Annotated in this window: 15 protein-coding genes; 7 read left to right on the top strand and 8 right to left on the bottom strand. The window is 63.4% G+C overall.

Features of this window, described 5'->3' with window-relative positions; genetic code table 11:
* Positions 1 to 54: 54 nt before the first annotated feature.
* Positions 55 to 1,002, bottom strand: a complete 948-nt coding sequence (locus tag C7443_RS06845) for a PEP-CTERM/exosortase system-associated acyltransferase (protein WP_170123522.1) — start codon at positions 1,000 to 1,002, stop codon at positions 55 to 57.
* 173 nt (positions 1,003 to 1,175) lie between these two features.
* On the opposite strand from C7443_RS06845, the gene C7443_RS06840 reads away from it, so the two are divergent.
* A complete protein-coding gene (locus C7443_RS06840; protein ID WP_246004581.1) occupies positions 1,176 to 1,451 on the top strand; it encodes a glutaredoxin family protein in 276 nt (91 codons plus the stop codon).
* A 68-nt stretch (positions 1,452 to 1,519) separates the two neighbouring features.
* On the opposite strand, the gene C7443_RS06835 is transcribed toward C7443_RS06840, so the two are convergent.
* The 4 genes from C7443_RS06835 to arsC all read right to left on the bottom strand — a co-directional run bounded on the left by C7443_RS06835 (position 1,520) and on the right by arsC (position 4,621).
* Positions 1,520 to 2,968: a DEAD/DEAH box helicase gene (locus tag C7443_RS06835; RefSeq protein WP_110017850.1), complete on the bottom strand. Its 1,449-nt coding sequence runs from the start codon at positions 2,966 to 2,968 to the stop codon at positions 1,520 to 1,522.
* A gap of 278 nt (positions 2,969 to 3,246) precedes the next feature.
* A complete protein-coding gene (locus C7443_RS06830; RefSeq protein WP_110017849.1) occupies positions 3,247 to 3,672 on the bottom strand; it encodes a DUF2069 domain-containing protein in 426 nt (141 codons plus the stop codon).
* Positions 3,669 to 4,262, bottom strand: a complete 594-nt coding sequence (wrbA, locus tag C7443_RS06825) for an NAD(P)H:quinone oxidoreductase (RefSeq protein ID WP_110017848.1) — start codon at positions 4,260 to 4,262, stop codon at positions 3,669 to 3,671. Before wrbA ends, C7443_RS06830 begins: the two co-directional genes overlap by 4 nt.
* Positions 4,259 to 4,621 (bottom strand): arsenate reductase (glutaredoxin), encoded by a 363-nt coding sequence (gene arsC, locus C7443_RS06820; protein WP_110017847.1) that lies wholly within the window; start codon positions 4,619 to 4,621, stop codon positions 4,259 to 4,261. Before arsC ends, wrbA begins: the two co-directional genes overlap by 4 nt.
* Positions 4,622 to 5,050: 429 nt before the next feature.
* Here arsC and C7443_RS06810 point away from each other — a divergent pair, with 429 nt between their 5' ends.
* Together C7443_RS06810 and C7443_RS06805 are read left to right on the top strand one after the other, a co-directional pair.
* Entirely contained in the window at positions 5,051 to 5,536 is a 486-nt protein-coding gene (locus tag C7443_RS06810) for a TlpA family protein disulfide reductase (protein ID WP_110017845.1), read from the top strand.
* Between the two features lie 20 nt (positions 5,537 to 5,556).
* Complete coding sequence (locus C7443_RS06805; RefSeq protein ID WP_110017844.1) at positions 5,557 to 5,826, top strand: acylphosphatase; 270 nt, start codon at positions 5,557 to 5,559, stop codon at positions 5,824 to 5,826.
* 60 nt (positions 5,827 to 5,886) lie between these two features.
* Here C7443_RS06805 and C7443_RS06800 read toward each other — a convergent pair whose 3' ends face one another.
* Together C7443_RS06800 and C7443_RS06795 are read right to left on the bottom strand one after the other, a co-directional pair.
* The gene (locus tag C7443_RS06800) at positions 5,887 to 7,599 is read right to left on the bottom strand and encodes a proline--tRNA ligase (protein WP_110017843.1); all 1,713 of its coding nucleotides are present in this window, start codon (positions 7,597 to 7,599) and stop codon (positions 5,887 to 5,889) included.
* A 136-nt stretch (positions 7,600 to 7,735) separates the two neighbouring features.
* A complete protein-coding gene (locus C7443_RS06795) occupies positions 7,736 to 8,161 on the bottom strand; it encodes a DUF4124 domain-containing protein (RefSeq protein WP_170123521.1) in 426 nt (141 codons plus the stop codon).
* A gap of 258 nt (positions 8,162 to 8,419) precedes the next feature.
* Here C7443_RS06795 and C7443_RS06790 point away from each other — a divergent pair, with 258 nt between their 5' ends.
* From C7443_RS06790 to C7443_RS06775, 4 genes are all read left to right on the top strand, one after another.
* The gene (locus C7443_RS06790) at positions 8,420 to 10,162 is read left to right on the top strand and encodes an acetolactate synthase 3 large subunit (RefSeq protein WP_110017841.1); all 1,743 of its coding nucleotides are present in this window, start codon (positions 8,420 to 8,422) and stop codon (positions 10,160 to 10,162) included.
* A 2-nt stretch (positions 10,163 to 10,164) separates the two neighbouring features.
* Entirely contained in the window at positions 10,165 to 10,659 is a 495-nt protein-coding gene (ilvN, locus tag C7443_RS06785) for an acetolactate synthase small subunit (RefSeq protein ID WP_110017840.1), read from the top strand.
* A 62-nt stretch (positions 10,660 to 10,721) separates the two neighbouring features.
* Positions 10,722 to 11,735 carry a ketol-acid reductoisomerase gene (gene ilvC / locus C7443_RS06780; RefSeq protein ID WP_110017839.1) on the top strand — a complete coding sequence of 338 codons (1,014 nt, stop codon included), beginning with the start codon at positions 10,722 to 10,724 and terminating at the stop codon, positions 11,733 to 11,735.
* Positions 11,736 to 12,006: 271 nt separating this feature from the next.
* Positions 12,007 to 13,518: a GGDEF domain-containing protein gene (locus C7443_RS06775; RefSeq protein ID WP_110017838.1), complete on the top strand. Its 1,512-nt coding sequence runs from the start codon at positions 12,007 to 12,009 to the stop codon at positions 13,516 to 13,518.
* Between the two features lie 25 nt (positions 13,519 to 13,543).
* Here C7443_RS06775 and C7443_RS06770 read toward each other — a convergent pair whose 3' ends face one another.
* Positions 13,544 to 13,945: a SirB2 family protein gene (locus tag C7443_RS06770; protein WP_110017837.1), complete on the bottom strand. Its 402-nt coding sequence runs from the start codon at positions 13,943 to 13,945 to the stop codon at positions 13,544 to 13,546.
* Between the last annotated feature and the right edge of the window lie 78 nt (positions 13,946 to 14,023).

Raw genomic sequence — 14,023 nt, 5'->3', positions numbered from 1 at the left:
GGGGTACGTGTCGCAAGACGTAACTTTCACCCCCTGGCACGGTGGGCTGCCTTTTCAGCTGTCGTAAGCGTTGAATGACAACTGTTGGTCGATCAGCAGCAGCAGGCGATAGATCTCTGGATTGACGGTCGCAAAGAATCCCTCGCGCTGCACGTAATAAGGTGCGCGCGGGCCGTGGTAGTCGATCAGATCGCCCACTTGCTGGAATGGCAGACCGAAGCGACGAGTCATGCGGGCAAGGCGTGGCTCCATCATGGCGATGGCATGATGGCAGCCATTGGCCACCGACATCGAGGCGGCGGCGAGGAACAGGCTGACAGGAATCAGCGGGAAACCATCACGCTCACGGTCATGCAGTCCGCTCGGGTCCTGTAGTGCATGACCCTGCGTCGGCGAGTCGCCGATGCGGCGGCGAAAATGTGCAGGTACCGCCAGACGTGAGATTTCGCAAATGGTTTCGCGGTTGACCGCGAAGCTGTCGAAGGCCTGTTTGCGCAAGGCCGACTGACAGAACTTCTCAAACGGCAGCGGCGCCATGCGATCGCGCGGGTTGGTCAGGACGATTCTGACACAGCCCGCCGGCATCCCGGTGGGCCGATGCACGAGCAGGCAATGCCGTGCCTGCTCGTCATATGCATCGCGTTCCAGCTGTTCCGGGCAGCTGTCAGCGGACTCGTAAGCGAACTCGCGAACATACACGTCGTAACGGAGCTGGAATACGCGTTCGCGCAGCGCGGCAGTATTGGCGGGCAGCAGATAGAAGTACTTGCAGAATGCGTCAGCCGCCGCTTTGCGTTGCCGGGATCGCCGCAGATCCGTAGCGTCGTCGTCGTCCCCCGGAATGTTCCCACTGCTCAGGTGCGAAGATCGGGAAGCAGACTGACTAAGCAGCCGTGGGGCTCGCAATGGCAGTTTCCGCGATAGCGATCCTGAAGGCCCGGAAGCGCAGGACGGCAGCGAATGGAAATAAGGACGAGATCGCACGCAGTCTTCGACCTGCATCGTGCCCGATGCTACATGCCATCCGGACTTCGTCCCTTGCATCATGTTTCTTCCCCGCCGTGCTTCGCGGAGCGATCCGCTGCCGGTTAGCAATGTACTGGCGCACCCTGTAAACGGGCGCCATGTTGGCATATCAACGCGCGGATCGTAAACATGACAGGCCAATACAGACTATGACACAACATTTTTATAAACCTGAAATGGCAGATCACGCAATTTCACTGAATATCCTGCAGCTTTATGGCACTTCTGGCTGCCATCTGTGTGAACAAGCGCAAACGATCTGCTACTCGCTGCTCGGCGGGGCGGTCACGGAAGTTGATATTGCGACCGACGACATGTTGCTCGAACGTTATGCGACAGCTATTCCGGTGTTGGTGCGGCTGGATACAGGGGCCGAGTTGAAGTGGCCGTTTGACAGTCAGACGCTGACTTTGTTCCTGACTTGATTCTCTCTGCGTGGCCGAGGGCTGCATATTTCGCTGCAGCCTGCTCGGCCGGCAGAGCCGTCTAGCGATCAGTCGTGGTGACGTGACGGGCGGCTGGAACGATAGCTTTCCGGGCGCCCCGTAGAGCGGGTGTGGCCCGGCTTGCGTGCACCGTCGTCACGGCCATGGCCGCGCCTTGAGTGTTCCGTGGTATTGCCGATCCGATACGCGGCGCCCGCACCTTCCAGCCGAGTCTGCTGACCCGAACCGCTGTTGCTTGCAGAGCGCCCCCCGTTCTCACCGGATTTGTAGTGGGGCGCGCCGTTTCTCTGGCCGCGCTGCGGTCCACTGCGGCGCCCGCTCGGCCTGCCGCGTCCACCCGGACGGCCACGGCGCAAGGGGCGGCTGGGCTCCAAGCCTTCGATCACGTGCTCGTCGATCCGATATCCGGTGTAACGCTCGATACGGTCGAGATGCTGGACATCAGCATTCGACGCGAAGGAAATCGCTACGCCGCTGCGTCCGGCACGGCCGGTTCGGCCGATGCGGTGCACATAGTCTTCGGCCGCCTTCGGCAGGTCGAAGTTGATGACGTGCGTAATGCCCTGGACATCAATGCCCCGTGCGGCCACGTCCGTAGCGACAAGCAGACGAATCTGGCCGTTGCGCAGCCGCGCGATGGTGCGATTGCGCATCGTCTGATGCATATCGCCATGGAGCGCGGCGGCAGCGAAGCCGGAATCACGCAGCCGTTCGGCGAGCGCATCGGCATCACGTTTGGTGGCCGAAAAGATGATGGCACGATCAAGGCTGTCGTCACGCACCAGATGGTCCAGCAGCCGGTGCTTGTGCGGCAGGTCGTCGGCAACGTGCAGGCGCTGTTCGATGTTCTGGTGGCGATCGGCAGTGCCTTCGATTTCGATGCGCTGTGCATCCTGGGTCAGATCGGCTGCCAGGCGGGCCATGGCACCATCGAGCGTGGCCGTAAACAGCAGCGTCTGGCGTGTGGCCGGCGTCGCGGCGGCGATGCGGGCGACGTCGTCGGCGAAGCCGAGGTCCAGCATGCGGTCGGCTTCATCGAGGATCAGCAGTTCGACCTCTGACAGGTCCAGGCGGCCACGGTCGACGTGATCGAGCAGGCGGCCCGGGGTGGCGACGATCAGATCCAGGGGGCCGCCGAGCTGACGCAGTTGCGGGCCATACGGCATGCCGCCAAGCAGGCTGACTGTCGAAACCCGCAAGTACTTGCCGTACTTACGCGCAGCGTCCATGACCTGACTGGACAGCTCGCGGGTCGGTGTCAGTACCAGCACGCGAGCCTTGCGGCGGCGGTTGTGGGAGGCCTGAACAAAACGGTTCAGCGCGGGCAGCATGAACGCTGCGGTCTTCCCGGTGCCGGTCTGAGCCGAGGCAATCAGGTCCTTGCCCTCGAGCGCTGCCGGGATCGCCTGGGCCTGAATCGGGGTGGGGGCGGTATAACCCGATTCACGCAGGGCGCGCAGCAGGGCTTCATCAAGGGCGAGATCAGCAAATGACATCTACAACTCCGAAAGTGCTGGAGCAAAGGCGCACAGCGGCCTGAATTCCCGTTCCAGTGAGGGAATTCGGACCTGGGTTTCGGAGTAATACCGAATCACCGGCGCGCGGATACCATCGTCGCTAACCGGTAAGTCGTCACACGCCAGCAAGGGCGTCGAGGGAGGTCAGAGAGCGATGCAGAACGCTTCCAGTCGCGGCTGAAAGCGTTCTGCACTATACGTGAGCGAAGTCGTTTGCGCCATCATCGGGATTCAAGCCTCGCAGCAACGGACGACGCTCAATCGCTGGCCGCCGGCGGGTTTTCTTTACTGTCGCTTGGCGCGGTCAGCGGTTCGGCAGTGTTTGTCTGGCTGTCGATTTTACGGCGGCGTCCTTCCAAGCGCGCATAGGCCACGCAAGCGACAAAAGCGCTGGTTGCAAGCCCCAGGCCGATGGCACCGAGCGGGCGATCGCTGAGTCCGCCCGCGATGTCATCCACCGATAAAACGAAATACCAGAGAGCGAGAAAACTCGCCCAGGCATGTGTGTACGGCCGACCGTCCAACAGGCCGCGCAGGGGAAACAGCAGCGGGCCGACGTGAAAGACCAGCAGCAGGGCGCGTGGTACTTGCGGGGTCTGACCGAGGCCGACGGCACGGGCAAACCAGAAAGCGATCAGCCCGGCCCATGCAAGAAGGGCGAGCCAGCGGGCAATTCGAATCATGCGTGCTCCAGGCGACGGGCCGTTTGTGCGATGCGGCGACCAAGGGCGCGGCAGAGGGTTTTCTCTTCACTCGACAAAGCAGTCGTGTCTTCGCCGGCGAAATGGCTGGGGCCGTATGGCGTGCCCCCGGTGCGGGTGCTGCGCAGTGCGCTTTCTGTGTAGGGCACGCCGACCAGCAGCATGCCGTGGTGCAGCAACGGCAGCATCATCGACAGCAGGGTGGTTTCCTGACCGCCGTGCAGGCTGCCGGTCGAGGTGAAGACACCTGCCGGTTTGCCGGCCAGAGCACCGGCGAGCCAGAGGTCGCCAGTACCGTCAAGAAAGTATTTCAGAGGCGCTGCCATATTGCCGAAGCGGGTTGGGCTGCCGAGGGCAAGGCCTGCGCACTCAACGAGGTCGGTGGCGCTGGCGAACGGCGGGCCGTCTTCGGGGATGTCACCCGTGGTCGCTTCGCAAGTCGCGGATACGCCGGGCACCGTACGCAGCCGTGCCCGCATGTCCGGGATTTCTTCCACTCCGCGCGCCACGTGGCGCGCCATCGCTGCCGTCGAACCATGACGGCTGTAGTACACGACGAGGATGTCGCTCACGAGAACAGTTCCAGTACGCGTTCGGGAGGGCGTCCGATCACTGCGCGATTCCGATAAACGATGATCGGGCGTTCGATCAGCTTTGGGTGGGCCACCATGGCGTCGATCAGCTCGGCCTCGCTAAGCTGCGGATTGTTCAGGCCGAGCGTTTGGAATTCAGCTTCGTCGCTGCGTAACAGCGCGCGCGCGCTCAGACCAAGCAGGGCCAGCAGTCGTGCGAGTTCAGCCGCGGTGGGCGGGGTGTCGAGGTAGCGGATGACCTCGGGCTCGATGCCGCGGGAGTGCAGCAGTTCCAGTGCGCCGCGTGATTTCGAACAGCGCGGATTGTGAAAGATCGTGACGGTATCTGGCGCAGACATCGGCGGATTCCAGGGGGAATTTGAGTGTCAAGGCATGGCTTGACGCTCGTCGAAAGCGGGTGCTAGCTTGCCCCGGCATATCCGGCCGGGACTGCCGCGCGGCATCTTAAGTCAGTGAATCTCCATCGCACAGTCTTTGTCGTTTCTCTGCTCCTTGTAAGCGCGTGTGCGACGACACCGCCTGCTCAGGAAATGAGCGATGCACGCTTGGCCATTCGGGCGGCGGAGGCCGTACCGGGCGCCCAACTGACTGACGCGCGTGCTTTGCTCGATCGGGCCCAGTCGCGACTTGAAGAAGGGGCTTACCAGGAAGCGCGTCAGCTTGCTCTGGAAGCACGGGATCAGGCCGTGCGTGCCCGCGATGCCGCCGAAATTGCAGGAGCGCGTCGTTCCGTCGCGCCGTAATTCCACGCTCGTGACCGGAGGCCGATGGTGCTGCACCGACTGGGGCTGACCCTGCTGCTCGCTGTATGGGGGCAGATCGCCATTGCCGAGCCGATCGATATCAAGCTCCCTGGTGTCGACGGGAGCGAGTTTTCATTGGCGTCGCAGCGCGGCAAATGGGTGGTGCTCAACGTATGGGCGACTTGGTGCGGCCCTTGTGTCGAGGAACTCCCGGAGCTCGAAGCTTTCAACGAGCTGCACAAGGATCGCGACGCGGTGGTCATCGGCGTTAACTATGAGTCGATTTCGCGCACTGATCTGCAGCAGTTCGTCTCTCGTGCGGGGATCAGCTATACGGTGGTGATGGCCGACGCCAAGCCGATTCCCGGGCTGCCACGCCTGAAGGGCGTACCTACGACCTTCATCGTGACCCCCGATGGAGAACTGGCACGTACATATATCGGCCCGGTGACCGCTGCAGGTATCGAATTGCTCATCAATGACCTGCGCGGCACCTCCACGGGAGGGTGATGGGGCGTGGGGAGGCTCGGATGGTGGTATGCCGTCGTTTCCAGGTGTCTGGCCGGGTTCAGGGCGTAGCGTATCGAGCCTGTACCCGGATGCGGGCGACCGAGCTCGGCGTGAGTGGTTATGCGCGTAATTTGCCCGATGGTCGGGTCGAGGTGCTCGCCTGCGGTGCCACCGAGGCGGTTGCGTCCCTTGAGCAGTGGTTGTGGCAGGGGCCGCCGGCGGCACATGTCGAACAGGTGCATGCCACTGATGCGTTGTTCGAGCCACACGTTGGCTTTACCTGCGGCTGAATGAAAAAGGCGGGCTTTATTGCCTGCCTTTTCTTTTAGTACCGGCACGCGCAGTGTTGTTCAGGCCTTGTCCATGCGCTCGCGCAGAGCGCTGAGCAAGGCGTCACGCGGGATCTGCTCACTGGCATCGGCGCGGCGCGCCTTGTACTCCACGGTGCCGGCGTCCAGTCCCTTGTCACTGACGACGATGCGGTGCGGGATGCCGATCAGCTCCATGTCAGCGAACATCACGCCTGGCCGGGCATCGCGATCGTCGAGCAGCACATCGAAGCCCGCGGCCTTGAGTTCGGCGTAGAGAGTTTCGACGGCTTCACCGACGCGTGTCGATTTGCGACCGTTGATCGGCACCAGCGCGATCTGGAAGGGGGCCATCGCCTGCGGCCAGATGATGCCGCGCTCGTCGTTGTTCTGCTCGATGGCCGCGGCGACGACGCGGGATACGCCGATGCCGTAGCAGCCCATCAGCACGGTCTGGCTGCGTCCGCCTTCGTCCAGCACGCTGGCATTGAGCGCGGTGCTGTATTTCTGACCAAGCTGGAAGATGTGACCGACTTCGATGCCGCGACGGATCGACAGCGTACCCTGGCCGTCCGGGCTGGGATCTCCCGCGATGACCTTGCGCAGGTCGGCGACTTCAGGCTCGGGCAGGTCGCGGCCGAAGTTCACACCGGTGATGTGCCAGTCGTCCTGATTGGCACCGATGACGAAATCAGCCTGTGCCATGACGCTGCGGTCGGCGATGATCTTGCCGGGGAAGCCGATCGGGCCGAGCGAGCCGGGGGCGGCGCCGAAGGCCGCCTGAATCGACGCTTCGCTGGCCATCGCCAGCGGTGCTTTCACCGCCGGCAGTTTTTCCGCCTTGATCTCGTTGAGCTCGTGGTCGCCGCGCAGCAGCAGCAGCACCGGCGTGCCGTCCTCGCCGTCGACGACGATTGCCTTGACCGTCTGCTGCGCTGGCAGCTTGAGGAAGGCACACAGGTCGGCAATGGTTTTCACGCCCGGTGTGTGTACCCGGAGTATGTCCTGCGTCGGTGCCGGACGCCCTTCGACAGGCGCTATGGCCTCGGCCATCTCGACGTTGGCGGCGTAGTCGCTGCTGTTAGAGAAGGCGATGTCATCCTCGCCGGAGGCCGCGAGGACGTGGAATTCCTGCGAGCCGCTGCCACCAATCGACCCGTTGTCGGCGATGACCGGCCGGAAATCGAGCCCCAGGCGCGAGAATATGCGCATGTAGGCGCCGTACATCGCATCGTAGGTCGCCTGCAGCGATTCGCGATCCATGTGGAAGGAGTAGGCGTCCTTCATCAGAAACTCGCGTGCGCGCATGACGCCGAAGCGTGGCCTGACCTCGTCACGGAATTTGGTCTGAATCTGGTAGAACGCCACCGGCAGTTGCTTGTAGCTCTTGATTTCGCGACGGAACAGGTCGGTGACGACCTCCTCGTGCGTTGGCCCGAAGCAGAAGTCGCGATCATGGCGGTCCTTCAGGCGCAGCAGCTCGGGGCCGTACTGCTGCCAGCGCCCGGATTCCTGCCACAGCTCGGCCGGTTGTACGGCCGGCATCAGCATTTCCAGGCAGCCGATGCCATCCATCTCCTCGCGCACGATGGCTTCGACCTTGCGCAGCACGCGCAGGCCGAGCGGCATCCAGGTGTAAACACCGGCGGCGATCTTGCGGATCATGCCGGCGCGCAGCATGAGCTTGTGGCTGATGACCTCGGCGTCGGCCGGGGTTTCTTTGAGGGTGTAAAGGGGGAAGCGAGATACGCGCATGAGGGGTCGATGTCTCCGGGTAGGCCGGCCTAGGCGGTGAAGCGGCGCGCAGTGTAGCGCGCTGCTTCACGGGACGGGATCGATGACAGGCATCGGCCGTATTCGCTCGACGGCGTCGCTGGACGTGCGTCCTGCATCATGGATGGCAGAAGTACTCGACGCCCTTGCGTGCCCGCTCCAGTTCGCGTGCCCGTGCGGTGTCGTCAAGCAATACCGGCTTACCGTCCTGACCTTCGATCGTGACCGGCTGCGTGCTTTCGAGTATGCGCACGTTCTCGCGGGCTTTGGTGCAGGCATCCTGATTGCGCGGAGTGTCGGCGTCGGACTGGCCACCAGCATTGCTGCCTTCGTCTGTGGGCGTTGGCGGCGGCGTTTGTGCGGGTGGCTGAGCCTCGGGGGTGCCGGTGCCGGCGCGGACGTTGATCTCCTGCGCCTGCGAGTTGCGCGGCGGTGAAGATGAATAGTGGGTATGTCCTTCGGCATCCTGCCATTTGTACACACCAGCCTGTGCGGTGAGCGCGAAGGTCGCCGCCGTACACAGGATCGCTAGACGTTCAAGCATGCATGATCTCCCCTGATCACAAGGACGAGTGAGCTGTCGTTGTCGGCGCTGCGCCTTGACCTGCATCGGTCGAGCGGATAGTTTGCGCGGTCCGTACCGTGTGACCGAACCCGCCGACGATCCAGCCTTTCCCGCAGCGCGGAGCCTGACGGGCAATACCCGACGCCAGGCCAGGTCCTCACACCGACGAAGGCTAGTCTGCGCGGCCCGAGGCCGCCGTCAACCGCAATCTGTCATCTCGCATAGGAGACCTCAGCCGTGGAACTCACCGGTGCCGAGATCGTCGTCCGCTGCCTGAAAGAAGAGGGAGTCGAACTGGTGTTCGGCTACCCCGGTGGCTCAGTGCTGCATATATACGATGCCCTGCATGGGCAGAACGACGTCAAGCATGTACTGGTACGTCACGAGCAGGCGGCCGCACATGCCGCGGACGGCTACGCCCGTGCCAGCGGCAAGCCCGGTGTCGTACTGGTGACTTCAGGGCCTGGCGTGACCAACGCCGTGACCGGCATCGCGACGGCGTACATGGACTCGGTGCCGCTGGTGGTGCTGTCGGGGCAGGTGCCGACCAAGCTGATCGGTAACGATGCGTTCCAGGAAGTCGATTCAGTCGGCATCACGCGGCCGTGCGTCAAGCACAACTTCCTGGTCAAGGATGTCGCCGATCTCGCCGAGACGATCAAGAAGGCGTTCTACATCGCCACGACCGGTCGACCCGGTCCGGTGCTGGTCGATCTGCCGAAGGACGTGACCGGCGCCAAGGCGGCGTTCGAGTACCCGAAGAAGATCAAGATGCGCTCCTACAACCCGACGGTGAAGGGGCACGCCGGTCAGATTCGCAAGGCCGTCGAGCTGCTGGCGCAGGCACGCCGGCCGATGCTCTACACCGGTGGCGGCGTCATTCTCTCCGATGGCTCCAAGGAGCTGATCGAGCTGACGCGGGCGCTGAACTACCCGATCACCAACACGCTGATGGGGCTGGGCGCCTATCCGGCGACCGACCGTCAGTTCGTCGGCATGCTCGGCATGCACGGCACCTACGAAGCGAATATGGCGATGCACCAGTGCGACGTGCTGCTCGCCGTCGGTGCCCGCTTCGATGACCGCGTGACCGGCAACCTCGAAAAGTTCTGCCCGAACGCCCGCATCATTCACATCGACATCGACCCCTCGTCGATCTCGAAGAACGTGCCGGTCGAGCTGCCGATCGTCGGCGCGGTACCCAATGTCCTGCGGCAGATGATCACCGTGCTGCGTGAGGAAAACCTCAAGCCCGACGCCGAGGCCATCGGCCGCTGGTGGCAGCAGATCGATGAATGGCGCGCGATCAAGTCGCTGAGCTATCGCGGCAGCGACACGATCATCAAGCCGCAGTACGTCGTCGAGCAGCTCTACAAGGTGACCAACGGTCAGGCCATCGTCACTTCCGACGTCGGCCAGCACCAGATGTGGGCGGCGCAGTACTACCTGTTCGACCGGCCGCGGCAGTGGATCAACTCCGGCGGGCTGGGCACGATGGGCTTCGGCCTGCCGGCGGCGATGGGGGCGAAGTTCGCGTTTCCGGACATCGATGTCGCCTGCGTCACCGGTGAGGGCAGCATCCAGATGATGCTGCAGGAACTGTCGACGATGAAGCAGTACTCGACGCCGGTGAAGATCGTCAATCTGAACAATCGCTACCTGGGCATGGTGCGCCAGTGGCAGGAGTTCTTCTACGAGAAGCGTTATTCCATGTCCTACATGGAAGCGCTGCCCGACTTCGTGAAGCTGGCCGAAGCCTATGGCCACGTCGGCATGCAGATCGAAAAACCGGCGGACGTCGAAGGTGCCCTGCGTGAAGCGTTCGCGCTGAAGGACCGCACCGTGTTCCTCGACTTCCTGACCGATCCGGAAGAGAACGTGTACCCGATGATCCCCTCCGGTGGCGGCCAGAACGAGATGCTGCTCGCCGGGCGCGATGCGATGAAGAACGTGCACGAAGAAGGGATGATCCTGGTGTAATCATGCGACACATCATTTCGATCCTGCTGGAAAACGAATCCGGTGCCTTGTCCCGTGTCGCCGGTCTGTTCTCGGCCCGTGGCTACAACATCGAGTCCCTCACCGTCGCGCCGATCGAGGACGCTTCGCTGTCGCGGCTGACGCTGGTGACGCGCGGCAACGAGCAGATCGTCGAACAGATCGTCAAGCAGCTGAACAAGCTGATCGACGTGGTCAAGCTGGTCGATCTGACCGAAGGCGGTCACATCGAACGCGAGCTGATGCTGGTCAAGGTGCGTGCGGCCACGCACGAGCAGCGCGCCGAGATGTATCGCCTGACCGACATCTTCCGCGGCCGCATGCTCGACGTCAGCGACAGCACCTATACCGCCGAGATGACCGGTCCGAGCGACAAGCTCGACGCCTTCCTCGCCACCCTCGGCGCTGAGAACGTCGTCGAAGTCGTGCGCTCCGGCGTCACCGGCATCTCCCGTGGACCGAAGGGTCTGCACGTCTGAATTCATCCCCATTCCGGGGTCGACCGGCGTTGCCGGCACCCCGTTTTCCATAGGAAGACCCCATGAACGTTTACTACGACAAAGACGCCGACCTCTCTCTCATCCAAGGCAAGACCGTTGCCATCATCGGTTACGGTTCACAGGGACATGCCCACGCCAACAATCTGCACGAGTCGGGCGTCAACGTCGTCGTCGGCCTGCGCAAGAACGGTTCTTCGTGGAACAAGGCCGTCAACGCCGGCTTGACCGTCAAGGAAGTCGATGCCGCGGTCGATGGTGCCGACGTGGTCATGATCCTGCTGCCGGACGAGAACATCGCCGGCGTCTATGCGCAGATCGAAGGCAAGATCAAGCAGGGTGCGGCGCTGGCCTTCGCTCATGGCTTCAATGTCCATTACAGCCAGGTTGTGCCGCGTGCCGACCTCGACGTGATCATGATCGCGCCGAAGGCCCCGGGCCACACCGTGCGCTCGACCTACAAGCAGGGGGGCGGCGTGCCGCACCTGATCGCCGTCTATCAGGACAAGTCCGGCGCGGCCCGTGATCTGGCGCTGTCGTATGCCGTGGCCAACGGCGGCGGCAAGGCCGGCATCATCGAGACCACTTTCCGCGAAGAAACCGAGACTGACCTGTTCGGCGAGCAGGCCGTGCTCTGCGGCGGTGCCGTCGAGCTGATCAAAGCCGGTTTCGAGACGCTGGTCGAAGCCGGTTATGCGCCGGAGATGGCCTACTTCGAGTGCCTGCACGAGCTCAAGCTGATCGTCGACCTCATCTATGAGGGCGGCATCGCCAACATGAACTACTCGATCTCGAACAATGCCGAGTACGGCGAGTACGTCACCGGCCCGCGCGTGGTCGGCGCGCAGGCCAAGGACGCGATGCGCCAGTGCCTGAAGGACATCCAGACCGGCGAGTATGCCAAGAGCTTCATCCTGGAGAACCGGGCCGGTGCACCGGTGCTCAATTCGCGCCGTCGTCTGACTGCTGAACATCAGATCGAAATCGTCGGCGAGAAGCTGCGCGCGATGATGCCGTGGATCAAGGCCAACCGTCTGGTCGACACCAGCAAGAACTGATTCACGCGCCCGACAGGGTGCAATATCGTGCTGCGCGGGAATGCGCAGTCATGACGAAAGGGAAGGCGGCGAGCCTTCCCTTTTTTGTATTTTTGCTCGGTTCTGCCGAGGCTTGACGGTCTAGGCTGGCATGCAGCAGCCTGCGACGAACATTAGTTTTGTGATGAATTGATTCCGAGTTTGTGAGTGCGGGTGGAGGTTGTCCATCCGCGGCCATCCGGCTGGTCGGCCTGACGTTCAGTCGGGGCCGGCTGCCCAACGGAGATCAGTAATGGATGAGGCCTTGCTGCGCCGCCTGCAACTGTGCCCGGATCTGCCTACGCTGCCGACGGTCGCGATGAAGGTGGTTGAACTGGGGCGCGATCCGGAGGCCGGTGTGCCTGAGGTGGCGGAGGTCGTTGCTCTGGACCCGGCACTGGCGGCCAAGCTGTTGCGCATCGCCAACTCCCCGCTCTACGCCCAGCGGCGCAAGGTCGACAACCTGCGTCAGGCCCTGATGCTGCTTGGCTTGAATTCGGCGCTGACGCTCGCCTTGAGCTTCTCGCTGGTCGGGGCCTTCGGTGCACCGGCGGGCAGCGGCATGGATTATCGGCGTTACTGGCAGCGCTGCTTGCTGTGCGGTATGGCCAGCCGCGTCATCGGCCGGCGTGCCGGCGTGCGGCGTTATGACGACCTGTTCCTCGCGGGACTGCTGCAGGATATCGGCATGCTGGTGCTCGATGCCGTGGCCAGCGAGGCCTACACCCGCGTGATCGCCTGGGGGATGGAGCACGAGCTGCTCATCGCTTCGGAGCACGAGGAGTTCAACTGCGATCACGCCGAGGTCGGCGCCTGGATGTTGGAACAGTGGGGCATGCCGGATTCCCTGGTCCGTGCCGTGCGCCTGAGCCATGCCCGCACGCGGGATGACATCAGCGGCGCGCACGACGAAGTACTGGGCATCGCCTGCATCACACTGGCCGGCTGGCTCGCCGATATCTGGCTGAGCGATACCGACGATCCCGGGCTGACGTTTCGCATCGGCGAACTCGCGCAGCAGCTGCTCGGCTTCGATGCCGCCACCGTGCATGAGCTGATCGACGAGATTGGTGCGCAGACGCCGGAAATGTCAGCCCTGTTCGAGGTCGAGCTGGTCGATCCGCAGCGCGTGCGCGCCGTGCTCGACCATGCCCGCGAAGTGCTGCTGGTGCGCAATCTGCAGATCATCCATGAAGCCGCCGAGGCGCGTCTGCAGGCCGAGCAGATGGCCGTGCGCGCCCGTCTGCTGGAGGAGCGCACGCGGCGCGATGGCCTCACCGGCGCCTTCAACCGCGCCTACCTGGAAGAAACCCTGGCCCGTGAGTTCCGGCTGGCCGAAGACGGCGGCTGGCCCTTGTCGGTGGCGTTTATCGATCTCGATTACTTCAAGAAGGTCAACGACACCTGGGGGCATCAGGCCGGTGACGAAGTGCTGCGCGAGGTCGTCAATCGTCTGATGAGTCAGGCGCGTTATTCCGACGTCGTCGCCCGCTACGGCGGTGAGGAGTTCGTCATCGTACTGCCGGGCATCCGCCGCGATTCAGCGCGGATGATGCTTGAGCGCCTGCGCGCCGATGTCGCCAACCGGCCGATCAATCTGCCGAGTGGAGAAGCGATCAACGTCACCATTTCGGTGGGGCTGGCGACGCACAACGAAGGCGCCGTCTACGCCGACGCCGAAACGCTGGTGCGCAACGCCGACCGGGCGGTCTATGACGCCAAGCGCAACGGACGCAACCGCGTCGAGGTCTACGCCGACAGCTGAGCGCCCGGCGGTGTTGGCGAGCGTATCAGCCGGCGAACCACGACGCCGGGTCATGATGCAGTGCGACGCCGACGATGTAGGCAAAGCAGCCGACCGCAGCCATGAAGGCGGCGATGCGTGTGCGCCGGCTGCCGCCGCGCTTCAGCGCCACGCTGCCCAGGCCGATGTAGGCGAGCAGTGCCAGCACCTTGGCGGTCAGCCAGCCATGCGTCAGCGGGTACTGCTGGATGATCAGCGTCAGCGCAATCGCACTCAGCAGCAGCACCGTGTCGATGACGTGCGGCAGCACGCGCACCCAGCGTGCCTGCAGCTGTGGTGAGTCGAGCAGCATCCACATCCCGCGCAGCAGGAACAGGCCGCCGCTCAGGGTGACGGCGCCGATATGCAGGTGACGTAGGGCGAGATAGCCCGAGGCGAGATCGCTCATGGCTGGCGGTCTCCTGATTCTGTGCGGATAGGGCAGGTTGGTGCTGCATCGGTGCAACGTGCGCGCCGGTGCAGCAGC

It is taken from the genome of Plasticicumulans acidivorans (assembly GCF_003182095.1).
GTDB lineage: Bacteria > Pseudomonadota > Gammaproteobacteria > Competibacterales > Competibacteraceae > Plasticicumulans > Plasticicumulans acidivorans.
The sequence above is the reverse complement of the archived record's forward strand: the minus strand, read 5'-3'. Positions and strand labels throughout refer to the sequence as shown.